This window comes from Sphingobacterium sp. UBA1897 (assembly GCF_002337775.1).
GTDB classification, from domain to species: domain Bacteria; phylum Bacteroidota; class Bacteroidia; order Sphingobacteriales; family Sphingobacteriaceae; genus Sphingobacterium; species Sphingobacterium siyangense.
The window spans coordinates 37,879-61,575 of the sequence record NZ_DDGR01000032.1; the positions used below are offsets into that span (position 1 = coordinate 37,879).

A 23,697-nucleotide genomic window follows, 5' to 3' on the forward strand; every position below is an offset into this window, starting at 1 on the left:
AAATATATAAAGTGAACCTCCTTGGAGCCGGTTTCGTTAACTGATAAACTACGCAATGTAAGTCATTTACTACTTGAAATCATTATAATAGTCTGATGAAGTACTTTAACTGCGGATATTAAGTTTTAGCGTTAAGGATCTTAATGTATTGGATGTTCATAATCCAATTTCAAGTGAGAGGGATACTTTTTATAAAAATTATAGGGGGATGTTTATACGACAGAATGGCGTTATGTATTTCATGGAAGGTAATAATACTGGGGTTAATAAGTAATTATTACAAATTTTAAAATATAAATTGAAAATTTTCTAGTAATGTAAAAATGGCAAGCTAATTGCTCTAAATTACCTATAACACACGATTTTCTCTACTACGATGTATAAAATATTACTTGTTGACGATCACACATTGGTAAGGAACGGCTTTAGGCTAATATTGGAGTCACATAAGCAGCTCTCCATTACTGGGGAGGCTGGAAATGGAGTTCAGGCGCTAGAATTCTTAGATAAAAGCGAGACACCTGATCTTATAATTACGGATCTCAAAATGGAAGAGATGAGTGGCATTACATTAATCCATAAAGTGAAGGCCAAATATCCTGAAATTGACGTGGCTGTTTTATCAATGATCGAGGATAATAACACCGTGGCTGATGCATTTAGGGCTGGGGCAGTTGGCTTTTTATCGAAAAATTCGAATTATGACGAACTTGTTGCAGGTATATTCAACATATCGCAGGGGAAAAGATATATTTCAATGGAAATAGGTCTATCACTACTAGATCATTTTCAGCTAAATAGTCCTATTTGTATCGATAAAGAGGCTATTTTCCATCGCTACGATATTTCTGAAAGGGAATTAACGGTTTTGGAACTGATTTCACGTGGTTTTACAAACGCTGAAATAGCAGATCAGATATTTCTGAGCAAACGAACAGTTGAGGGGCATCGGCAGCAGCTGATTGATAAAACAAAAACAAAAAATACAGCTGATCTAGTGCGGTTCGCCTTTCAAAATAAACTGCTACAATAAATGCTTACGGTCAATAACGGATTTAAGATTCCGTGTAGATAAAAGGTCTGCGAAGGCAATAGGTTTAAATTAATAAGTACAGGATGGAACTCGATAAGGAAGTAATTCAACGTATTGGCAAGCTACTTGATCGTAAGACCGTCGCAACGGCCGAAAGTGTAACAGCTGGACAGCTTCAGTTTATGCTGTCCCAGATCGAAAATGCTGCAGTTAATTTTAAAGGTGGGATTACAGCTTACACGCTTGAAGAGAAAGTAAATTTATTAGGAATCGATGAGGATGAGGGCAGAGCAAGTGATTGTGTGTCGTCTCAGATCGCCGAAGATATGGCACTGCAGGCCTCACACTTGTTCAATGCTGATTTTGGTATAGGTGTTACCGGTTATGCAACTCCAGTGGAAGAGTCTGATTTTAAGTTGTATGCATATTTTGCAATATCCTATAAAATGCAGATAATCGTTTCCGAAAAAATAGAATTGAATAAAAATTTCTTAGGGGCGAAAGCACAGCAAAAATATGGCGAAAATATTTTGGTAACTTTTGAAGGAATACTTGCGAAGCTATTTTAGCGATTTTTCCTCGCAAATTTATCTTTGGGTTTCAAAACTACTTTAACGCAATCGTCTTCTTTCTCATGGAAGATTTTATAGCCATGCTCCGCTTCAGCAAGAGGAATGAGTTGTTCCGTTAAACCTTTAGATGTTTGGTGATGTTCACGGTGAAAGAATAATTCATTAAATGAAGGTGATGAAGAATAAAAAACAAACTTATTTTTATAGGAACAGTCTTTCCATCGTATTTATCGTATTGTTTGTAACTGCGCTGGGAGCGCAGGCATTTTTTGGATGGAAAGAAAACAATGAAAATCTGAAAGATCTGGGTTCTCCAGAAATTATATTTTCTGCATATCTGAAAAGCGGCCATTTTTTCTCGTCAACATTTGAAAATTTCCAAAGCGAATTTCTGCAAATGGCGCTTTATGTCATGCTTACGATCTCTTTGCGGCAAGTGGGATCGGCTGAGTCAAAAGATCCGGAAAAGCCTGAGGAAGTTGATCGGCTTCCTGATCCAAGCCGAAAAGATGCACCAGGTCCAGTTAAGAGAGGGGGATGGCGTTTAATGCTTTACCAAAATTCCCTGTCGATTGTTTTTGTTATCCTATTTCTTTTAAGTTGGGCAGGCCATCTTTATGGTAGTTTTAAGGATGCCAACTTGCAGGAAAGCTTGCATGGCAAACCCGAAAAAAGTTTATTAGATTTTCTAGCTGAACCTCAGTTTTGGTTTGAAACTTTCCAGAACTGGCAAAGTGAATTTCTCTCGGTGGCCTCAATTGTTATATTAACAATATTTCTCCGACAAAAAGGATCTCCAGAATCTAAACCTGTGGACGCAGCTCATACAGAGACAGGTAAGTAGTTGAGAAAGAGTTTTCAAAAATGCAGGCCTGATAAATGCGATACTATCAAGCCTGCAATCTATTAGTTAAATATCCAAAGTAAGTACAACTAAACTCCATGATAGTTTACAAAAAATAAAAAAGGCCGGTGACATGAATCCCCGACCTTTATAACTACTAAAACAAACTAACTTAACCTGGTGAAGAACATGATTCTGATAGAATAGTTCATTATTTTTCAAAAAAAGGACTAATCTTTCGATTAGCCCCTTAACTAAATTATAGACAGATCCATTTGGGACCGGAAAATACGTTTAAAATGGCCAGGCCTAAAAACCTGACCATACAATTAAATCAATCAATCTGAACTGATACGTAACGATCGACAATAGATGGACAATTCTTTTGAGACCTTGGTTTGATAAAAATGAAAAAAAGACTGAGCCGCCGTAGCAGCCATCCTTTTGATGCTTCGGTCTCAAAACCTTTGTCCCAATGTTTTCTTTTAAATCTATAGCTAAGCTCGTAAAAGTTAATGTGGGTATTTAAAGATATAGCATTTCAATCACTTTAATTACTTCGTCAATTGATTTAACAGGACGTTATACAAATGAACTTCTGAGTCATATCATTAAAGAATTTTTATGTGTAAGTATGTAATCAATTTTGATTACATTTGTATTATGGAAAAAAGTATGGAACGTTTTAAAGGAATTCATCCAGGGCTTATCTTAGAAAGAGAGCTTAAGAGGCGTGCGATTAAGCCAAGTCCATTTGCCCGCTCTATAGATACACAAAGACAAATATTCAATGCAATCATAAAAGGTCAACGCGGCATTCCAGTACCTTTATCATTGAAAGTTGACCAGGCACTAGGATTTGAAGAAGGGACTTTTGCGTTGTTACAAACTTTTTATGAGATAAAAAATGCTAAAACAAACATTGGAAATATAAACAAGCCAGATTTGACTATTTTGCGAAAAGTTCTTTTTTGGGACACTGATGTCAATAAAATAAATTGGGGAAAACAAGCTAAAGCCGTAATTCATCGTATTTTCGAAAGGGGAAATCAAGAAGAGAAAAATGAGATACTAAGGTTTTATGGCAAGGAGCAAGTTCAGCAGGCTTTATCTGAACCAACAACAGCTCCAATGTTGTTGCATAAACATTAGCGCAAATAATTATGCTATATTATAATACTGTTAATGTCCTATTAAGAGAAACACTATTAACGCTAATGAAAGCGGATGTTTTTTCAACTTTTCGATTGGTTGGGGGAACCGCTTTAAGCTTGCATTTAGGCCATAGGGAATCTGTCGATATTGGTCTTTTCTCGGATGTTCCATATGGCAGTTTAGACTTTGCGTCAATTGACAAGTACTTGAAAGATACTTTTTCGTACGTCGATCACTTGTCCAATATTGCTCCCACTATGGGAAAGTTATAAGGATTGCCACCATTGGGAAGTGATGCGGCGCAGACTTCGTTGTTTTAACTAAAAATGTCGGAAAGATAATCTTTAGTGTGGTTCAGAAAGTTACTTTGTTAAAATTTTTTTAAAGAACGGAATTCTTTCAGCCAATGACTGTGCTGTGTAGTCGTGAAGTTCTACTCTTCTCATGTTCTTCTCTTGTAGTTAGAGATCGACTATTTTCACAGATTGGATTATTCCGAAACTATTCGCTCATTTTTCCTGTTATATTTCTGTAACAAAGACCGCAAATACCATAGAGTTATGAGTTTACAATTAAATAATGTTCTACCAGTAATTAGTGCTTCACCTGAGATCGAAAAGTATGAAGGGGTTTTTCACAAGGAAGTGGTAGAAGGTTTAAGTATTTATCCGAAGAAATTATCTTCAAAGTATTTTTATGATCCCATCGGCGATCGACTTTTTCAGGATATCATGCATATGCCCGAATATTATCTGACCAACTGCGAGCTTGAAATATTCCGCACAAAAACTGCTGAGTTAGCAGATTTCATCACAACTGATGAATCCGATTTCGACCTGATAGAACTGGGGGCAGGTGATGCCCTTAAATCAAGTCATCTGTTAACCCATCTCAGTGCACATCATAACACGTACTCCTACATGCCTATCGATATATCGGGCAATATTCTTGCGGTATTAGGCGAAAAATTACATCGTGACATTCCAACTTTAGATATCGTACCGCTAGAGGGAGAGTACTTTGAAATGCTTGACCAGGCGATGAAAATTTCAAAACGGCGAAAAGTAGTTTTATTTTTAGGTGGTAATATCGGCAATATGGATATGGACGAAGCCCAACTTTTTTGTTCCGAAATCCGCCGTAAACTAAGCCCCGGTGATATTATTATAATCGGTTTTGATCTCAAAAAAAATCCACACACCGTTCTTTCTGCCTATAACGATAAAACCGGAATCACCTCGGCCTTCAACATCAATTTACTGAATCGCATCAACCGGGAACTTGAAGCTGATTTCGATACCCAATGTTTTCAGCATTATCAATCCTACGATCCAATCTCCGGAGCCTGCCGCAGTTTCTTGGTCAGTCTAACCAATCAACATGTCCATATCAAAGGCGAGTCTATATTTTTTAAGGAAAATGAGTTAATTGACATGGAAATTTCTCAGAAATATACTCCTGAGGAAATACAGCGAATGGCTTCTCTAGCAGGATTTCAGCTGATCGCAAATGTTGAAGACAGCAAAGGATGGTTTGTTGATTCGGTATGGAGGGTGTCCTAATACGTTTTATTTATGAAAAATATACAAAATGCGCTTATCGAAATGTCCGAAAAGCAAAAATGGATCGATAGCTATCTTGCTATACGGGCTTATTCCGAAGAAATTTGCCAACCGTTGGAAACTGAGGATTATGTTGTTCAGCCCATAGGAGAGGTTAGTCCTCCGAAATGGCATCTTGGACATACCACCTGGTTTTTCGAAACATTTATTTTACTTCCGCATCTGCCAAACTATCAGCCATTCGATGCTGAATACAATTTTGTATTCAATAGTTACTATGAAACAATAGGAGCTCGGGTGATTCGTACAGATCGAGGAAATCTGAGCAGACCTTCCGTGGCAGATATCTATAGATACCGCAAATGTGTGGACAAGTCCATGATTGAGTTTTTGGATGGTGGGTTTTTGACAAATGATCTCCTTGACATCTTTGTGCTAGGATTAAATCATGAACAGCAACATCAAGAATTGCTGCTTACGGATATCAAATATATACTGGGTCACAATCCCCTTTTTCCTGCTTATGGCAGCACAAAAGCTCCTTTCAGTTATGCGGCTGCTGAATCGACGTATGTCCAATTTGATGCTGGGATTTATGAAATCGGATATGAAGGTCCGGGTTTCTGTTTTGACAATGAGAAAGGCAGACATAAGGTTTATCTGAATGACTTTGAAATTGCGAGTGATTTGGTGACAAATAAGGAATATATGGCTTTCATGGAAGCTGGTGGGTACGCTGATTTCAGGTATTGGCATGCCGAAGGTTGGGACTGGGTAAAACGGCGTCAGGCTCGGGCTCCCTTATACTGGCATTTGATGAATGGACAATGGATGAATTATACCTTAGCGGGGTTGATGGAAATAGACTTGGAGGATGCAGTTTGCCATGTCAACTTTTATGAAGCTTCCGCATTTGCAGCCTGGAGGGGAATGCGGCTTCCGACAGAGGCAGAGTGGGAAGTTGCGGCAGATCATCTCAATTGGGGACAGCGGTGGGAGTGGACCAATTCTGCATATCTTCCTTATCCCGGATTTAAAAAGGAAGCTGGCGCCGTGGGTGAATATAACGGAAAATTTATGGTCAACCAGATGGTCTTGCGTGGAGCCTCTATTGCAACACCTAAAGATCATAGCCGCAAAACGTACCGAAACTTTTTTCAGACGGCACTGCAATGGCAATTTACAGGTATTAGACTGGCGAGATAATATGATAGATATCGTCTCCATTTCAAAATTCTTCAATGGAAAGGTTGCAGTCGATCAGATTTCCCTTCAGGCCAAGGAAGGCGAAGTTCTTGTTCTGCTAGGGACCAGCGGTTGTGGAAAGACGACAACCCTAAAAATGATCAATAGGCTTATCGAACCCGATAAAGGCCAGATCTTTATTGCTGGCAAAGATATCAGAGAAAGAGACATCCATGATTTACGTAGGCAAATTGGTTTTGTCATGCAGCATGCCGGCCTTTTTCCGCATTATACCGTTGCACGCAATATTGCTGTAGTTCCAGAATTGTTGAAATGTGAAAAAAAGAAAATAAGCATGCGTACTGCGGAGCTACTTCACAAATTAAACTTGGGCGAGGAGATCCTCCAACGTTATCCCCATGAACTGAGTGGAGGGCAACAACAGCGCGTAGGCATTGCTAGGGCACTGATCGCCGATTCACCTATTCTATTAATGGACGAGCCATTCGGAGCACTGGATAATATAACGAAAGCAGATATCCACGCAGAATTCAGATCCTTGGAGGAGATACGCAGTAAGACGATCATCCTCGTTACGCACGATGTGTCGGAGGCTTTCGAACTTGGACAGCGGATCTGCTTAATGGACAAGGGGAAAATCGTGCAGATTGGAACGCCAAAAGAACTGTTATATAGACCTGCAAATGAATTTGTAGCCAATTTCTTCGCCGAAAATCGCCTACTATTGGAGTATAAAGTGACTACCTTACAAGAACTACAAGGGATTACGGCGATAGATCCTTTTATCTCGCGTTATGGATTTACATTGAGCACAGATTTATGGCATGCCACCCAGGTTCTGAGTATGCATACAGATACGGCGCAAGCCTATGAAACGCTAGTGGGTGCATTTAACAACTATCGAAAACAACAAGTGGTATGAAAGCGCAAAGTTTTTGGCAATTTATGCTCGAACAACAGGACAAGCTATTGACCCAGATTGGCCAACATCTTGGGCTTACATTTTTATCTTTGGTATTGGCCATTCTTATCGGAGTGCCTCTAGGGGTACTGATCTCGAGAAAGAGAAAATTTGCTGCTATTATTTTAGGTTTTGCAGGTGTTTTGCAAACTGTACCGAGTATTGCATTGTTGGGTTTTCTTATTCCGGTTCTGGGTATCGGAGCCATTCCCGCCATTGTTGCACTATTTATTTACGCACTCTTACCCATTATCCGGAATACCTTTACCGGCATTACAGGAGTTGGTTCCGGTATCGTGGAGGCAGCCAAAGCGATGGGTATGACCGCTTGGCAACTGCTTCTCAGAGTAGAACTCCCACTTGCCATGCCAGTGATTATCGCGGGCGTACGTACAGCGGCAGTGATCAATGTTGGTGTAGCTACCTTGGCATCATTTGTTGCCGCCGGAGGCTTGGGTGAATTTATTTTTGGCGGTATATCCCTCAACAATTCAAACATGATCTTGGCCGGTGCTATTCCTGCAGCATTACTAGCAATCCTCTTGGACAAAGGCATTGCACTAATCCAATATTCCCAGGTAAATATCAAAAGTCGACAGACCTATATTATTTTGGGCATATTCACCGCTGTGTGCATTTTAAGTATGCTTTATATGGTTATGAGGTCCAATGACAGTCGCATCAAGGCAGGTTTCACACCAGAGTTTATGGGACGTCAGGACGGTGACCTGGGACTTCGCAGTATCTATGGTCTTCATGTCAACCCACTTGTTGTCAGCGATGCAATTATGTATAAAGCCGCTTATGAAAAAGATCTTGATCTCATTAGCGGATACTCCACCGATGGGCGGATCAAGGCATACGACCTGTTTGTGCTGGCAGATGACAAGAAGATTTTCCCACCTTATTTTGCTTCACCGATCATCAAAGAGGCAACCCTTCAGAAATTCCCCAAGCTGGAAGAGACAATGAACCTGCTGGCAGATAAGTTCAATGATTCGGTCATGACGGAGCTCAATTATAGAGCAGACTTTTTGAAGCAGACGCCAGAACATATTGCAAAGGACTTTCTCCTGCACAACAATCTTTATAAGCCAACTGGTTCTGGGAGCGCTGGTACGATAAAGGTAGGTTCAAAAATTTTTGCAGAACAATATATTTTGGCTGCGATATACAAAATGCTGATCGAAGGCCATACCGATTATAAAGTAGATACAAAGACGGGGTTGGGTGGGACCAAAATATGTTTTGATGCTTTGGTGAGCGATGCGATTGATTGCTATGTAGAGTACACCGGAACAGGCCTTTTGGTGTTGTTAAAACCAAATCAGCAGGTATTAGGAAGCGTATCCAAAAGTCCTTCCGATACCTATAATTATGTGAACAATGAGTTTCAGAGGCTGTACGGCATCAAGTGGTTAAAACCTTTGGGATTTAATAATGCTTATGCGCTAATGATGCGGCGGTCTCAGGCCAGAGAACTTCATATTGAAAGAATTAGTGATTTGAAAAAATATTACTAAAAGTGGTATAAAAACTAAATCAGAAAGTCAAAAAATGATGTTCCGAAGCATTTCTCCTGTATGATTACACCTCATAAAACTCATACAGGACAGTTTTAATAGTTATATATAAAAAGGAGTAACCACCACGAGTCTCTTGATTCGGGAATGGATCCGATGCAAGCGATCAGTCAGATTTAGTACTATAAGGATCTGCCGCTAAGCACAAAAAGTTAATGACTTTTGAACCATATGGGTTGTATTTCTGTTCCAAAGTAAAGACAACCGTATATAGCTTTCGAAGATGAAATTTGTCAAAGTAAATCGAGTCGTATTAACCGCGCTGCGAGCGATGGGGTATAATGTCCTAATTTCACCTGTCAATGTCCAGGATCCACAAAATATTACCTGGAAGGCGATATGGGTGGATGACGTAGATACCTGGATCAGGAGTTTGTATTGTGGGCATGGAAGTACAGCTCGTCCTAATATTCTGGACATTGATTATGTATTAGCCAATGTTCCCGAGTGCTATTTGTCGGGAAGTGTATTTATAGAAAGTGATAAGGTCCTTTAGGCTATAAGTCCGCTTGGTTATTTGGCGTGAATATCTTCTGTTTAAAGATTATTGTGACTACATTTTTTTAAGAGATCCAGAGGTTAAAGAATCGTTGTATGATTACCCATTTACCATTCACTTTTTCAAGCAGAAATGCATCACCGTTTCCACATAAAGGGCCGCATATATAGTCAACCGGCACGTATGCTTTTTTGCGATTATACCCTATAATGGGAAGATGAAAGTAATAAATGCTTTGGTTGCGGTCCATCCTGTATTTATCGGCGTCATCAACAGTGTACGCTGCTTTGATAGCGGCTGGAATCGGGATGATTGCCTTCCTTTCGTTCATCTGATTCAGCATATCCAGCGAATCTGTGAGCTGGTTATCCAGTATTTTCATCAGCTTCTGTGGATCGACGTTGTAAAAAACATAATTCCTGTCATGCAATGATGAGATAGAATCTCTCATAAACTTGTTATGAATGAACGCCCTTCGTTCTCCTTCACGTTGCAGTTTGATACCAGCCGAATCGTCAGACAAAATTGTTTCTAAAATGGAAACATAGTCTTGTTGCATTGAGCTGTCATTGTATATTTTGGACTTATTATTTTGTACCGGTGTCATTGTACTTTTACGCATTGTACAGCCCTGGAGAACTAAAAAAAAGAAGATAATATATAGATTATTCATATGCAATTAGTTGCTATTATTTCCGTACCAGATCTGTGCCAAAAAACTTCACTGAGATAAGTAATTCTCTAGTCGTATCCTGTGCTATTCGAAAACTTTTTGTTGCTCTGTGTAATAAGTAGTTCTGCCGCTAATTTTGGTTTGCAATATTTCATGACCCTTACCATCAACCTTCGCATTTTTGTTATGGACTTTCATGAAGTCCCTTATCTCACCGTTAATGATTTCAGGATGCTCTTTTAGAATCTGCTGTTCGGCATTTTCCAGTACTTCCTTAATTGCTTTGGCAAGATGTTGTACCTGCTTTTCGGGAATTTTGTTTGAAATTGAAAGTGGTGATATCCTTGCTTCATACAGGATTTCGTCAGCGTAGGCATTTCCAATCCCGCCAATGACATTTTGGTCCATCAGGAGAGTTTTAATTTTGGCCTTGCTTGATTGCAGTAATCCGAAAAGTAATTTTGGATTTAGCTTTTCAGAAAGTGCATCCATCACATTTGCATGTTCAGGATTAAATTCTATATGTGCCATTTTCTGAAAGTCAGTAACGGATAGCGTTCCACCATCCTTAAACTTCATGGAAACTAATGCATACTTTGGGTTTTCGTCCTCCGAATATACCAGTTTGCCATGCAACATGAGATGGATCGACAAGATAGCATCTTTGCCAAAATCAAAAAAAAGTCTTTTACCTTCCCGATAAACTTTGACGAGTTTTTTGCCCTCTAGAGTTTGCAGCTCATTCAGGCTGACTTTGGTTTTTTGTTTGTTGTGAATGGCAGCTTTTTCAAGCACTTTACCTTTAAGCATTTTTGTAAGATTTTTGCTGAAGGCCTGTAGGTCTGGTAGTTCTGGCATAGTTGTCGATTTAATAATTTGTGTACTTCTTTCTACTCTCTTCTTTTACCTTTTTAAAATGCTCCCTCGCTTTTTTTAGGCCGGTTGCTATGGCAATTCCTTCTTCGGCGCCTTCCTCAAGCAAAGCATTTGCGATTTCAGTTGCTTTCTCCCGGATGTTGACCGGTTGATTTTTATATGATGGTGGATAATCTCCATTATACCAAGGCATAATTCCTCCTTTTTGTATTTAGAACAACATCAGAATAGTGATAGTTTTCAAACTCTATTGGCTGGCGGTTGTTCTATTCCAAAAACATTTATTATGACAGACAATAAAAATAAAAAAGATGCAAGGGACCGCAATCAGGTAGCTGGCGGTGATCTTATGAGGTAGATTATTTGGCAAAAGAACTTGGCGTAACCCGGCAGCAAGTCGAAGAGGCCATCAAAAGCGTTGGCAATGGTCGTGAGGATGTTATTAATTATTTGAAAAATAAAAAATGAGAATATGGGAGCTATAGCAACATTCACTGGAATTCCGGTGACAAATAACATAGGAGTAGAAAAATACTGTGATTTTGAAGTAGGACAGGAGGGGCAAAACGGACCATATGCCCGAATTACGATGGATGGCTGCCAGATGATCTTAGATGAAGATTTTGGTTTTATAGAGGGCGATCTTGCGGAAGAATGGAGGGAACCCGCTATTGCCAAACTTCTTCTTTTACTGGAAGTAGACCGAAACCGAGATGGAACTTTGAGCTAGTTAATTTGTTCATTACTTTTCTCAAGTTTAATTATGATATTCAGGTTAAAAGGACTCTACAATATATTAGCGGGGATTTGGCCGGGTATTCAGGATCGTATTGAAAGATAAAAATAAATATGACTGGTATTAAGAAATCCAAAAATGAGCTGTTAAAAGATGCACGATTGCAGGAGCTTGAAGGTAAAACTGAAGATGCCATCAAAAGCTATATCCTGGTTATAAGGAAAGCACCATTACAAGCAGGGGCATATAACAGATTAATGATTCTTTATCGAAAGCTCAAAGAATATAAGAAGGAGCTAGCCATTATTAAGCAGGCTATTGCTGCCTATGAGAAGGATTTTAAAGACGATCAACAGACCTGGAAGAAAGCAAACAGTAAGTCTGCACGTCTCAGTCTTAGTTTAGCTAAATCTATGGGGCTTCTCAACGATAAAGGCCTTCCCGTATATGAAGAATCTCAGATCATCAGCTGGAGAAAGCGCATGGAGGCCGTACAGAAAAAAATTAAGACACCAGCAAAGCCACAAAAAAAGAAACCGACAAAACGTTTAAAAAAGTAGCGTTAAACACACAAATAATCTCGAAATTATCTATTATCATCTTTTCTCCATTTTAGCTCCCCGTGTTGAATCATTCCGATGTATTTTTGTACCTGGTCGTCGGTCAGTAGGCTGTTGTCCTCAATATGATAATCGAAATTCTTAGTATACTTGTCGTGCTGGATGCTGCCTACATAAGCATTGTTCAGATAAATGTGCCAAAGACTGTATTTTTTCGCGCGTACCTCGACTACCTGGCGCACGCCATGGTGGTAAAATAGCTCCGGTACATCGGTATCGAATCGCAAGATCAGTGCATCGATACATGCTTCCTTTATATCATCTGCAAGTTCTCCAAACGCAAGTTCCCAAACTCCCTGAGACTTTCTGAAAACATAAAAAGCAAGCCCATTTTTGTTGTAAAGATGATAGTCTTTCATGCCCATGCTTTTATCATGCACAGTCATTTGGACATACATAACGCGATTACGGCAAAAGACTTCAAGAGGTTTCATGGATCAAAAATACTAATTAATTTAGTAAAAATAAATGATCAAATTGTGGTAATTGTATCTTTCAGTGTCACTACACTCCTTTGTACTTTATTTTTGTGATCTTTTTTTACAATTATAAATACTGCTAACAGAGAGATTTTCCTGCCTTGATACTGCTGTTGTGCATAAACCGTATATATCATGGTTCTAAATATTTAAGAAAGAACAAGAGCTGTGGCATATAGGTTTATCAATTGGTAAATAGTGGCGAGCCAGCAATTTTAACCGGCTAGCGTATACACACGAAGATCAAAATAAAAGTTGTAACCCTCCTTTTAGCCCACAAATTCCGATATACATCAGTATGCCTTTGTTCTTGCCGGATTTTGGCGAAGAAATAGTCGCTAAGATATTTTATGCGGACAATGGATTCGATTCTGACTTTTACAATGATATGGCTTGGAAGGGATTAACAGGTCCTAAAGCTTTTATGAAGCTCTCGGACACTAAAAGAAAACGTATAATAGATCGTATTAAAGCTGAACAGTATAAAGTAGAAAACAATGATACAGTTCAACACGGTCAACATGCGGGATGTTAAAAATGTAATCTTATCTTTATTGTTTATAAAAGTAATTTTTTTATCGACTCGATTTTAATGAACAGATTTTTTACAGTTTTATTATCTATAATTTTTATAACTATTGGTTGTTCTCGGAGAATGTATAGTGAAGATCCGATTAGGAGAGTGCAACGATATAACAGCGGTGGATTTGAAGTGCAAGCTTACACAGATGTGAATGAAAGTAACATGTATGAAAACCTAATTGTATCGGGGGTAATTAGATTGGGTGACACTAATGAAAAAGCAAGCAATACATCTGTGAATTTTAAATCTGAAAAAGGGGAACTAATTGGAAGTACCGTTACCGACTCAGATGGCATATTTAAAATGGAGCTCTCAACCTCTGATTTCTCCGGTAAAGTAGAATTTGCAAAGGGATAAGGTATTTACATTCTATTTTTATCCTGCCACTTCTTTGGTTTTAATCCAAAGTGTTTTTCAAACAACCTTCCGAAATAACTCAGATTGCTAAATCCTACTTGATAGCCAACTTCTGAAACTGAAAGATTTTCCTGCTTTAATAGTCTTGCTGCTTTTTGCATACGAAGATGATTGTAATATTCGTACATTCCTTTTCCAAAAACTTGTGTAAAAATCCTTCTTAGTTTTAGCTCATTCATTCCACCTATTTTTACCAGTTCATCTTTAGATAGGGATTTTTCCAGATTTGATGCTATCGTATTCCGAACCAAATAAACCGCATCAATTTCAGCGTTGTTAAGATGGAAATAATCTGTTTTTTTTCTTTTTAATAAATTGCTGAAAAGCAGATAAATAAGTTCAAGTGCTTTTAACCGATAAAAAGCTTGCGGTAAAATGTTTTCTATTGAAAGGTCAGCTAATTGAGCAATTAAATCAGTCATTTCAGGTGACAAAAATTCTTCTATCCAAAAGGTTTTTTCTATATCAAAAAGATAAGACAATTTATCTGCATCATTTCCTACAAAATGTTTCAGGTATTCCAGCTCAACTAAAATGCTGATTTGCTGTACGTGGACATCTTTAGGAAATAACACTTCACTTTCCAAATGTGAAGGTATAATACGAACATGAGGCTGATTGTTCAAAGATCTTTTACTAATGGCATTTGCCGATTTTTTGTTAATAAAAATATTTTGAAACGAAATGAGTAGTCCTTTTTCTATTGTCCTGATTGGTTTTCTTTTATAAGCAAAAGTCTTGCTGGCAATTAAAGAGCGAACCATTATTAACATCTCGGGCATCAAGTCCACAATGTTCAATTCGTTGAAATTCAAAAATTTTATCTCATTTTCAATGGAAGATAAGGAGATGCCAAGTTTTTCAGCAAGTTTTCTCATTTTACGCTTTTCATCAAACATAATTTTTTGGACTATTATTAGTTTAATTTGGGCTATTTTATCTGTAAATATAGAAAGATATTTGCTGTATAAAAATGAAAAAAATGAAAAAAAATATTATTATTTCAGGAGGTGGCATCGCTGGATTGACTGTTGCAAAACTGTTGAGCAAACAAGGGCATAAGGTGACTGTTTTGGAAAGAGCGGCATCATTCAGTAAGTCCGGATTTCTTATTTCGCTTAAGAGTTTTGGCGTTCGTATTATTGAAGAATTAGGATTAGCAGAACAATTACAACAAGCATCGTCACCCTCTGAATTTGTAAATTTCAGGGAGTCAGACGATTCAATTATACAAAGTCTTAGCTATGAGAAAATGAACGAGAATATTGAACGTTCCGTTCTGATAACGCGAGGCGGATTGCATCACGTTTTATACAACGAAGTAAAAAATGAAGTGAGTATTCATTTTTCATCTTCTGTTGAAAACGTAATGCATGATGAAGACAAAGTCCAAATATTACTCAACAACGGAACTGTGTTGGAGGCCGATCTCCTTATCGTTTCAGAAGGGTTACGCTCTACGACAAGACAAAATTATTTTCCGGAAAGTACGCTAGAGGATTTTAAATTTGTTTATATGGGTGGACGATTGAAAGAGCATCATTCTTATGAGGTTGGCAAATTCAATATCTATATTGATGTGAATAAGATGCTGTCTATTTATCCCATTGCTTCCGATGAAATAGCCATTCAGTGCTATTTACATAATACAGGAGATTTACCATCTGTTCAAAATAAAGCTAATGAAATACTCAAAACATCTTTTGCTGGGTATAATGAAGATATACAGCATTTGTTAGGTCGCTTCGCGGATAACGGTCTAATGTTTATTGATAAAATGGGGATGGTAAATTCATCCACTTTAGTAAATCGTAATGTGGTTTTATTGGGAGATGCGGGGTATTGTCCCACTGCGCTATCGGGAATGGGAGCATCATTATCAATTTATGGAGCAAAGGCGCTAGCTCATTTTATTCATCAAAATCCGAATGATTTAAAAACGGCTTGTTGCAATTATGATACCATGATGCAGCCAATAATTCAGAAATTTCAGGCTAATGCAAAAAATAATTCAGCATCATTTATCCCTGATAGTAAAGAAAAATTAAACTGTTTTGTCCATTCATTCAGAGCCGCCTCTGAGGCTGATGTGCAAAAAATAATGATTGATCCAATTGTATTAACGAAAGACCAGTTAAATTTTAAAATCAATTAGATAATGAATTTTAGAAAGATATTTTCCGTCATAGTTGGATTCGGAACGATAGGATTAATGAGTTCTGTTTTTGCAAAAATGCAAGGCTTGCTGTTCACGTCATCTTTAGAAATATTTACCAGTAAGGAAATCGCTGCCACCAATTTTTCCCAATTTATCATCAAACTTTTTTGTGTTTGGTTTAGTTGTGTGTTGGGTGGAATGGCTACTACGAGGATAGGGGGCAAGCCAAGAGAAAATCTTATAGTTGGTGGTTTAATAATACTGGTCGTGGGTTGGCTATGGTTGTCGTCTGAAAATCCTATATGGTTTTGGGTATTGCTGATTTTAGGTATTTTACCCTGTGTATTTTTAGGATATCGAGTAACTTCTATTATATGTAAATTTCATATCAAATGACCATGCGATTCTTAGTTGCAAATTGACCACCTGATTTTTTGGCGAAACTAGATTTAGTGCTGTAGGAGTAATGTCATCAAAAGCGATAATTAATATGCATCTTTTAAGTTATCAAGCCTGAACGTGAGATCAGACTTCGTCATTTGGTGTGAATAGCTCCCTTTTAAAGGTTATTGTGGTTACGATTGTTGCCTCGATAACCTTTAATAGGAGTCGGGAACCAATGAGATAACATTATTTGTGCTGGTTACCTGCGAATTATCGGTTCTATCAATGGCGATTCGCTAATTATCATTTATATTGATTTTCGTTCCCACATGCACGTGGTTGTTCAAATTTGCCTCTTCTTCATCCTGTTGACGAATAAAATCAAGTAGTCGCTTCAGCTCTCCATCGGCATCATCCCACCATTTAATTGACCATATCCTATGAAATACAAAACCATATCTTTCAAGTTGCTCCTGTCGGAAACTGTCCCAAGCATAAGCTTCCGGACTGTTATGATATTTCGCGCCATCACACTCTATTGCGATGAGTGGTTTGTGGCTTGTTTTTGATTTGACAACGATATCAATCCGGAAACCGCCTACGGAATGCTGCTGTTCTAAACGATCGGCACCGATATGCTGTGCAAGTTGTTCGAATACTTCATCTTCAAATGGAGACTCAGACCCCAAGCTAAATTCTGCTGGCTCATACAGTTTATCTGTACAATACTGACTCAATAGCTGGAGAATGCCCTTTCGCAATTCGTCATTACCCTCACTTACCGCTTTCGCATAGGTAAAGTAAGCGTACATAATACCACGGCCTTTATTGCCCTTCTGTTGGATAAGATTTGGGTACTGACCAACATACTCCTGCGGGAAAGAAGTACATACATATACCTTTGACCGCGCTCGAGTGATGATTACGTTCAACATACGATGTCCTTTACCTTGTATAATCGGACCAAAGTTTTGACTAAACGAACCGTCGGCTTTTCGCCCAAATGTTGTGGATAGAATGATAATATCCCGTTCGTCGCCCTGAATGTTTTCGAGATTTTTAACAAAGAATGAATCTCCCGCCTGCGCCATTAAACTGTCGAATGCAGGGTCATTCTGGCGAACTGCACTCAGTTCCTCAAGGATCAAGTTGCGTTGGTAAATATTGAAAGTAGCAACACCCACGCTTGGAATACTGTCTTTAGCTTCCTTCATGATCTGTTGTAACAATTCGACCACTTGCAATGCCTCTTGTTTATTTACTTGCCCTTCATATAAACCATCAATCTGTAAATATTCGATAGGCGTGTAGTGCTCCTTCGCCGGAACAGGCATTAACCTATTCCCGTAGAATGCATGATTGGAGAAGTCGATAAGATAAGGGTGTTTCGAGCGGTAATGGACTTTTAAATAAGATTCAACGAACCCTTTGTCTACAGCATAAGCTAGTAAGGATTCACTATCTGCGAGGTTAAGCTGAGCAGCCTGTAGCGCAGTCCGATCTGAAAATTCATCTTCGTAATCTTCTGTTTCATCATCAATCGGGTCAAGTAGCGCTCCACTTCCCTCGAAGTAAGAGGAGGGAGCCATCTGGTGCTTATCACCGGAAACGATTTTAGCTTTTCCCCGGATCAGGGCCGCATAGGTATCTTCGAGACGCAACTGGCTGGCCTCATCAAATATGACCACATCAAAAATTCCTTCCTGCAGCGGAAGGATAGAACTGCAAACCGAAGGATTGACCAATAATACTGGAAAAAAATCTGTAAATAGTTCAAATTCTCTGTTCACAATAGTGCGGAGTGAATTGCGGCGCATTCCCTTAGCTCCCTTTTTGTTAAACAAACTATTGATGTTTTGTCCTCTGGCTTTAAAATGTCCGACGGCTTCAGCTTGCCTTTCCGTCCATAAGGCAATAATACTATTCAGCTGTGCATGGTTAAACTCTTGTTTTTGCTGCTGATATTGTTGTAGTTGGTAGTCACTTTTTGGCAACTCCTGTGGCTCATTTGTCGTGAGTACCCAATACAGATACCAGCATTCAAATGCTTCAGCCCAATGATCTTTAAGATGTATGCTGATTCTGGTAATAAGCCTTTGTTGCGCTTCGTCCACTGAAAGAAAAAATGATTTCCACTCATGATAGATACGGAAATCACTCATATGTTCACCGAACGTTGTGACGGTATGCTTAATCTTATCACATAGTTCCTGTGCCGCCTGAAGACTTGTATACGGCAAAAATATCCCATTTGTTATATTTCCTGTTAACTGGTTACTTTCAATATCGTCAAACGAGTTTTGTAGACTCCGATAGGCATCAGCGCGTTCCGCGTAATAGTCACGAAAATTACTAAAATACCTTAATTGAAAAGTTACTCTTTCAGTTAGATAAGGTACTGCCTCAATCAACCCATTGATATCGGTAACAGCTGTCGTTGGAACGATATTGTAATCAGCGATTAGCATTTGCTCTATACTATCCAATTTTTGAAGTAGGGGAGTTATCTGCGCTTTTAGTTCACTCAGTTCAGCATGAAAATGATGATCATTAATATTAGACAAATAGTTACTGATCGTATGCGGGTATTGCTCTTTCCAAGCGGCTGCCTTTTGTCTGAGTTCCTCTATATTGTTTAGATATATAGATAAGTCAGTTGTTTCCAAATGATCGTTATATTGATGTTCAATATAATTTTTCTGAACATGGGCTGATCTTACCTGCGCGATACGATTCTTTAATTCGATTCTCGTTTGTTTTATCTGTTTATGCTTTCCCGAGAATATACTTAATAAACTTGTTTTAAATTTTGCACCACTACTATTATTTAATAAGTTATTGCCATATTGAGCAATGCTTGTTTCAGCGTAGGCAAGATAAGTTGATATTGCATTGCTTAGCGATGAATGATAGCTGCTATAATGTTGTTGCAGAGCATCTTCATATTGCTTGAAAAATTGTTGCGCTTTTATCCCTACTGTTTGTAGTCCTAAGACAATTTCATTGATGCGCTGTTCCTGAGGAAAAGTGGATGGTAATACCTCTTCTTTCACTGAATCTCCAATACAAAATGCTAAATAGGACTTAAAATCCTGCTGCATTATTGTGGGGATGCCGCTCAAAAAATCATCAGCCCACTGCTTTCCACTCACTTGAAGTTCAGCAATAACCTGTTCAATAGTTGGTAGCTGTTTATGCGCGTATGCAACAAAATCCTCAATTCTTACACGCGATGGCCCAACCTGTTGATCTATAAATAGATCGTCTGCCAATGGTCTAAATATGGCATGAACCTGACGCGATTGCTTAAATAAATTATGGCTTTGCTTTAGAATAACAAGTGTCCTTTCCAGTTCTGTATGATCCTGAGCAAAATTAAAATCCTCTTTCGGTATAATATTCTTGAGCGGTACTTGACTAAAGTTTTTTAATAAAGCCAAATACCGTCCGACGATCTGCGGCCAACTCTTATCGCCGTAGACCGTTTGAGCTAAGGCAGCATGCTGTGCATTGATAAGTTCAGCTGATTCCTTGAGTTTTGATTTTATCGCATCATATTGGTTTTGGGCTTGCCTTCCTGAGATGTGAAACGGAACTCCGATCTGACGATCTCTGACGGAATCTACGATCGCTTCACGCGCATCGTTCACATCATCAATTACACCGACTAGCGCGCCGATCTGAGGATTCGTACGTTCGATATTTGCTTTAATCACATCAAGCGCTGTTTTCTTTTCGCAGACGACAAGACATTTCAGACCATTGGCAAGTGCATTTGTGATCAGTGCAGTTAACGATTGGCTCTTTCCCGTACCTGGAGGGCCTTGTATTATTTGGTTCGGTTCATTTCCAAGAGCACTTATTATGGCCTGTTGGCTTGGGTCTGTATCTACGGCGCTGAAAGGTGTTGTCGATAGATTTTCCACTTTAAGCTCATCAAATTCAAAGGCATCGAAGCGATCCAATAAGCGGGAAATGTCGGTGATAATACTTTCTTTTTGCGCTCTGAACAAACCAAAAACACCACCAAAATGAATGTAAGCTTTGTTATTGGCGATAGCATCTATCTGGGATGCTTCGGGTAATACATTGATAGCTGTTTCAAAGTTTTTGCCTAGCACCTCAAGTATCTGCTCTTTACTATTTGAATTGAGTGCTTCCAGTACTTCAGCACAAGCGTTCACTAACTCGTTGTTGTCAATCAGCGCGTCATCTAAGGCTTCATTGGTCAGATTGGGTAATGTAATGTCATCTTCACTTTTGATAAAAGAAAGGAGGACCTCGTTGATACTAATCGGGTGAATATCTGAATCCACTATTTTTCCATTTGCATGAATCGCTTTATTTCGCAAAAACGACCATTCATTGACTTTGTTTTTAGATTTAACGGCCTCTAGTTGCCAAATGAATAATGGGGCTTTTATGATCTTAGAAGGATCTTTTGAGGATCTTTTTATAAGAATAGGATAGCCAAATCCGAGGGTCTTCATCCCATGTTCTTTAAAATAATCTTCATTTTCTATGATGATGGAGTTCAGTCGTTTAGAAATTAAGGTTAGTTTCTTTTGAGTCTCCGTATCTTTTTCATTGAGATCTATCGTATCAAATGAAATCTTAAATTCAAAGTTTGCTTTGGTCAACAAGGTATCTAAAAATGATTTGGCTAGACCATCCTCAATGAGGTCGAGCTGCTGCAGGTCTAACCGTGTGGCCAACCTTCCTGGCAATGCATTTAAATGAATAGAGCGGGCGTTACCGCCTTTTAATTTACTTTGTAAAGATTGCAGGAAAATCTTGGATGACATAATTGTAATATTTGTATTTATCCTAATATACAAATATTCGGTATAATCAGCAATCGAATCAAATTACCTTATCAAAGCCTGTCAGCATTTTAATTAGACAGCCAGCTTCATCGCAAAGATCCTACACGAGATGGTTCAGGTACGCGTAGGATATCAAATAAATTTATCTGTTTCTGTACTAATTAGTTAATTGACACAGGATTGTTACAGGAGGAATTTTTTCTTAATTTCGAACCGTTATAGTTATAATTCATTCCATTTATGCTGTTCATTTATACACGTTACGAGTACGTTTTAGGAAGTAAAAATATCATTGCAACATTAAAAAATGAGACCATAGCGCAGAATTTCAATCTTAGTATCATTACACCTGCGACCAAATTTTTAGGGTTTCCAGTTGGAGGAGGTCTGGTAAAAATGTCTCGTTTAGTCAATCAATACGGGCAGGTCATCCACGCAAGAAATTATTCGCCTGAAATAAAAGAAGAGGTAAAGAAATTTAAGAAGACACTAGAAATTCCGTATTTCAAACTTTGGAAAGGGTATTTGATTATAGCATCGATAGCAATTATCGGCTCTATTATTTATGGTATTAAACTGAACATAGATGGTAAGAAATATCGGAATGAAAAAGAAAGTCTTGCTCAATCGGCTCAACAACTACAGGCAGGACAACTATATGGTGCAAGTTTCTTTACCGATGCTGAAGGAAATAACATCCAAGGTTTACCAGCAGGTTGGGTTAAGATTCTAAAGATAGAAGGAGATACAATTTTTGTCCAACGGTCTAAAAAAATATCGGATCGTGCGATGTTTGAAATGAAAGATTTGGAATCAATTAAGCCAACATCGGATGAAGACTGGAATAATAGGGTCGAAAAAATGAATTATACGCTATTTAAAGAAGCTGTGAACAATAAAAATTTATCCGGTATTGATTTATCTTATATTGGTGCAGATCACGATAAATATTCTGGCGTTATTATGTCTTTTAAAGGCGTTGAATGATATTATTTCTAGAATTAAAACCGGAAAAATGGGATGAAAGCTCGCAAGTTTATTGTCAGGAAGAGAACAAATACATCGATATTACCAATTATCAATATTGGTTGATTTTTCAAGAATAGATTTGATCAGCTCATTAAAGTACGCGTTTACGAATTGATGTTTTTTCTCATTTTTGGGGCTACCGTTGCCTTTGAAATAAAATTTTTTCACGTTCATTTTATTCCAAGTACCGTTGTAATTCATAATTTGAGCACTGAAAGTTGGACTATTGATTCTTATTTTTCCATCTTTAAATAAAAAAGACAAGGTGTAATCGACATCATAGTAAGCAATAGCGGATGTTTTAAGTCCTCTTTGTTGGTAAGCTGCTAAAGCGATCGCCTGCCCAGGAACCAAAGTCAGGCCTTCTTTGGGGTTGGAATATAAGCTATTGATCGATTTTAATACATTATCGTAAAGTTCTTGCTGTTTAGCGCCAGGAACTTCCACTACGGTATAATCTAGATTCTCTTTAGAAACGAAACCTGTTGGAGCTAGGGTGAAATATTGTGAAAATGCTAAATTTATGAACAGAAGCAAAAATATTCCGGTAATGATATAATTTTTCATATTAAATTGTTTTGAAGGAAAGTAACTCAACCAACTTTACAAAATAAGTCGTTAGTCGCATTAATTTTTTGCAATGTACTTCTTTGTGAAGGAAAATCCAAAGCGAGCGGGTTAGAGAATTGAAATTTGTATATCAAATGCGTTGAGTTTTCAATAAGATAAGTCGATCGGAAAACTATAATATAGATGCAATCATATTTCACTACATTTTATAAAATTTTAATAGATAACAATATCAAAAGCCATACTGTTTTGCCTAAAAAATATTTGAGAAAAGCCAAAACTGCCTCCCTTAACGATTAACAAGAGATACTTTTTATTTCCCCTTTTCTGCTTGACCAGCACGATCCAATCATCTTGTACGCTTTCTGTACCCACCAATAATAGCGCATCGTCTATTGACAATAAATCGTCCTCCCAAAGTGGAGTTATACAGGTTCGAGCGAGCAGTTGCTCCAGATTTCCTTTCATGGGTTTATAGGCATGCGCATGCTTATGGAGGACTCGATATGGCTGATGCATGTGCTCCGGCGGATGATGTCGGGCAAATATCGCAGCAAAGACCACCTGATCGAAATTGAGGATAAGTTCTTTTCCAACTGTAAGGCGAAGGGCTACCCCGAAAAGATTAGCCGTGAGATCTGGCGGCAGATGGAAAGCTTCGCCGGTTATTCGATTAACAAGGCGCATTCAGCATCTTTTGCCGTATGGCGAACGTTTTATTATTGAAGTGCAGCGCACGGCGCAGGATAATTTGAAAAAGCGCATGCTTTACTACAGTAGTAAATTGATAGCGGATCAGGCACCCAAAGACAACCGAAGGGCTTGGAATTATGGAATTAGTGAAGTTTATATCATTGTACTGATGGATGGATTTGCAATGCCTGATGCGGGGGATGAGAAGTATTTTCTACACGATATTTGTTTATGTTAT

General features: G+C 38.3%; 26 protein-coding genes and 1 pseudogene. 19 read left to right on the plus strand and 8 right to left on the minus strand.

The genetic code is table 11. The features are described 5' to 3' along the window. Positions 1-376 precede the first annotated feature (376 nt). The 10 genes from B4N43_RS22470 to B4N43_RS22515 all read left to right on the plus strand — a co-directional run bounded on the left by B4N43_RS22470 (position 377) and on the right by B4N43_RS22515 (position 9,412). Complete coding sequence (locus tag B4N43_RS22470; protein WP_286736331.1) at positions 377-1,033, plus strand: response regulator; 657 nt, start codon at positions 377-379, stop codon at positions 1,031-1,033. 83 nt (positions 1,034-1,116) lie between these two features. After that, positions 1,117-1,602 (plus strand): CinA family protein, encoded by a 486-nt coding sequence (locus tag B4N43_RS22475; protein ID WP_286736332.1) that lies wholly within the window; start codon positions 1,117-1,119, stop codon positions 1,600-1,602. A 178-nt stretch (positions 1,603-1,780) separates the two neighbouring features. After that, on the plus strand, positions 1,781-2,449 hold the full coding sequence (locus B4N43_RS22480) for a DUF6766 family protein (RefSeq protein WP_286736335.1): 669 nt from the start codon (positions 1,781-1,783) through the stop codon (positions 2,447-2,449). Positions 2,450-3,112: 663 nt separating this feature from the next. Next, positions 3,113-3,601 (plus strand): helix-turn-helix transcriptional regulator, encoded by a 489-nt coding sequence (locus B4N43_RS22485; protein ID WP_286736338.1) that lies wholly within the window; start codon positions 3,113-3,115, stop codon positions 3,599-3,601. An 11-nt stretch (positions 3,602-3,612) separates the two neighbouring features. Next, positions 3,613-3,876, plus strand: a complete 264-nt coding sequence (locus tag B4N43_RS22490; protein ID WP_286736341.1) for a nucleotidyl transferase AbiEii/AbiGii toxin family protein — start codon at positions 3,613-3,615, stop codon at positions 3,874-3,876. Between the two features lie 288 nt (positions 3,877-4,164). Beyond that, entirely contained in the window at positions 4,165-5,166 is a 1,002-nt protein-coding gene (locus tag B4N43_RS22495) for an L-histidine N(alpha)-methyltransferase (protein ID WP_088161270.1), read from the plus strand. A gap of 12 nt (positions 5,167-5,178) precedes the next feature. Continuing rightward, positions 5,179-6,372, plus strand: coding sequence for an ergothioneine biosynthesis protein EgtB (gene egtB, locus B4N43_RS22500; protein ID WP_286736344.1), 1,194 nt, complete (start codon positions 5,179-5,181; stop codon positions 6,370-6,372). Position 6,373: 1 nt separating this feature from the next. After that, positions 6,374-7,294, plus strand: coding sequence for an ABC transporter ATP-binding protein (locus B4N43_RS22505; RefSeq protein ID WP_286736346.1), 921 nt, complete (start codon positions 6,374-6,376; stop codon positions 7,292-7,294). Continuing rightward, complete coding sequence (locus B4N43_RS22510) at positions 7,291-8,856, plus strand: ABC transporter permease/substrate-binding protein (RefSeq protein WP_286736347.1); 1,566 nt, start codon at positions 7,291-7,293, stop codon at positions 8,854-8,856. Before B4N43_RS22505 ends, B4N43_RS22510 begins: the two co-directional genes overlap by 4 nt. Positions 8,857-9,139: 283 nt before the next feature. Further along, positions 9,140-9,412 carry a hypothetical protein gene (locus tag B4N43_RS22515; protein ID WP_286736348.1) on the plus strand — a complete coding sequence of 91 codons (273 nt, stop codon included), beginning with the start codon at positions 9,140-9,142 and terminating at the stop codon, positions 9,410-9,412. Between the two features lie 67 nt (positions 9,413-9,479). On the opposite strand, the gene B4N43_RS22520 is transcribed toward B4N43_RS22515, so the two are convergent. The 3 genes from B4N43_RS22520 to B4N43_RS22530 form a co-directional block, all read right to left on the minus strand. After that, a complete protein-coding gene (locus B4N43_RS22520; RefSeq protein WP_145330415.1) occupies positions 9,480-10,088 on the minus strand; it encodes a hypothetical protein in 609 nt (202 codons plus the stop codon). Between the two features lie 84 nt (positions 10,089-10,172). After that, a complete protein-coding gene (locus B4N43_RS22525) occupies positions 10,173-10,946 on the minus strand; it encodes an Fpg/Nei family DNA glycosylase (RefSeq protein ID WP_286736350.1) in 774 nt (257 codons plus the stop codon). A gap of 10 nt (positions 10,947-10,956) precedes the next feature. Further along, the gene (locus B4N43_RS22530; RefSeq protein WP_088161276.1) at positions 10,957-11,157 is read right to left on the minus strand and encodes a hypothetical protein; all 201 of its coding nucleotides are present in this window, start codon (positions 11,155-11,157) and stop codon (positions 10,957-10,959) included. A 167-nt stretch (positions 11,158-11,324) separates the two neighbouring features. Here B4N43_RS22530 and B4N43_RS25585 point away from each other — a divergent pair. The 3 genes and pseudogenes from B4N43_RS25585 to B4N43_RS22540 all read left to right on the plus strand — a co-directional run. Further along, positions 11,325-11,432 (plus strand): annotated as a pseudogene (locus tag B4N43_RS25585) (DUF3606 domain-containing protein); the annotation flags it as partial. A gap of 4 nt (positions 11,433-11,436) precedes the next feature. After that, on the plus strand, positions 11,437-11,694 hold the full coding sequence (locus tag B4N43_RS22535) for a hypothetical protein (protein ID WP_075992236.1): 258 nt from the start codon (positions 11,437-11,439) through the stop codon (positions 11,692-11,694). Between the two features lie 119 nt (positions 11,695-11,813). Then, positions 11,814-12,260, plus strand: a complete 447-nt coding sequence (locus tag B4N43_RS22540) for a hypothetical protein (protein ID WP_075992237.1) — start codon at positions 11,814-11,816, stop codon at positions 12,258-12,260. 26 nt (positions 12,261-12,286) lie between these two features. On the opposite strand, the gene B4N43_RS22545 is transcribed toward B4N43_RS22540, so the two are convergent. After that, positions 12,287-12,754, minus strand: a complete 468-nt coding sequence (locus tag B4N43_RS22545) for a hypothetical protein (protein WP_088161279.1) — start codon at positions 12,752-12,754, stop codon at positions 12,287-12,289. A gap of 343 nt (positions 12,755-13,097) precedes the next feature. Between B4N43_RS22545 and B4N43_RS22550 the strand changes: the two genes are divergently transcribed. Together B4N43_RS22550 and B4N43_RS22555 are read left to right on the plus strand one after the other, a co-directional pair. Next, positions 13,098-13,334, plus strand: coding sequence for a hypothetical protein (locus B4N43_RS22550; protein WP_286736352.1), 237 nt, complete (start codon positions 13,098-13,100; stop codon positions 13,332-13,334). 147 nt (positions 13,335-13,481) lie between these two features. After that, positions 13,482-13,739 carry a hypothetical protein gene (locus tag B4N43_RS22555; RefSeq protein WP_145330417.1) on the plus strand — a complete coding sequence of 86 codons (258 nt, stop codon included), beginning with the start codon at positions 13,482-13,484 and terminating at the stop codon, positions 13,737-13,739. Positions 13,740-13,744: 5 nt separating this feature from the next. Here the strand turns inward: B4N43_RS22555 and B4N43_RS22560 are convergent, their stop codons facing one another. After that, complete coding sequence (locus B4N43_RS22560) at positions 13,745-14,698, minus strand: helix-turn-helix domain-containing protein (RefSeq protein ID WP_286736354.1); 954 nt, start codon at positions 14,696-14,698, stop codon at positions 13,745-13,747. 83 nt (positions 14,699-14,781) lie between these two features. Between B4N43_RS22560 and B4N43_RS22565 the strand changes: the two genes are divergently transcribed. Together B4N43_RS22565 and B4N43_RS22570 are read left to right on the plus strand one after the other, a co-directional pair. Then, positions 14,782-15,954 carry an FAD-dependent monooxygenase gene (locus B4N43_RS22565; RefSeq protein ID WP_248933575.1) on the plus strand — a complete coding sequence of 391 codons (1,173 nt, stop codon included), beginning with the start codon at positions 14,782-14,784 and terminating at the stop codon, positions 15,952-15,954. A 3-nt stretch (positions 15,955-15,957) separates the two neighbouring features. Next, entirely contained in the window at positions 15,958-16,353 is a 396-nt protein-coding gene (locus B4N43_RS22570) for a hypothetical protein (RefSeq protein ID WP_075992243.1), read from the plus strand. Positions 16,354-16,637: 284 nt separating this feature from the next. On the opposite strand, the gene B4N43_RS22575 is transcribed toward B4N43_RS22570, so the two are convergent. Further along, positions 16,638-21,146 carry an AAA domain-containing protein gene (locus B4N43_RS22575; RefSeq protein ID WP_286736358.1) on the minus strand — a complete coding sequence of 1,503 codons (4,509 nt, stop codon included), beginning with the start codon at positions 21,144-21,146 and terminating at the stop codon, positions 16,638-16,640. Between the two features lie 261 nt (positions 21,147-21,407). On the opposite strand from B4N43_RS22575, the gene B4N43_RS22580 reads away from it, so the two are divergent. Next, positions 21,408-22,154: a hypothetical protein gene (locus tag B4N43_RS22580; protein WP_088161284.1), complete on the plus strand. Its 747-nt coding sequence runs from the start codon at positions 21,408-21,410 to the stop codon at positions 22,152-22,154. A gap of 81 nt (positions 22,155-22,235) precedes the next feature. On the opposite strand, the gene B4N43_RS22585 is transcribed toward B4N43_RS22580, so the two are convergent. After that, positions 22,236-22,763, minus strand: coding sequence for a DUF4468 domain-containing protein (locus B4N43_RS22585; protein WP_088161285.1), 528 nt, complete (start codon positions 22,761-22,763; stop codon positions 22,236-22,238). Positions 22,764-22,982: 219 nt separating this feature from the next. Further along, complete coding sequence (locus tag B4N43_RS22590) at positions 22,983-23,453, minus strand: hypothetical protein (protein ID WP_286736362.1); 471 nt, start codon at positions 23,451-23,453, stop codon at positions 22,983-22,985. Here B4N43_RS22590 and B4N43_RS25590 point away from each other — a divergent pair. After that, positions 23,398-23,697 (plus strand): PD-(D/E)XK nuclease family transposase (locus B4N43_RS25590; protein WP_414711935.1); only part of this gene is annotated, 300 nt, incomplete at its 3' end. The genes B4N43_RS22590 and B4N43_RS25590 overlap by 56 nt on opposite strands.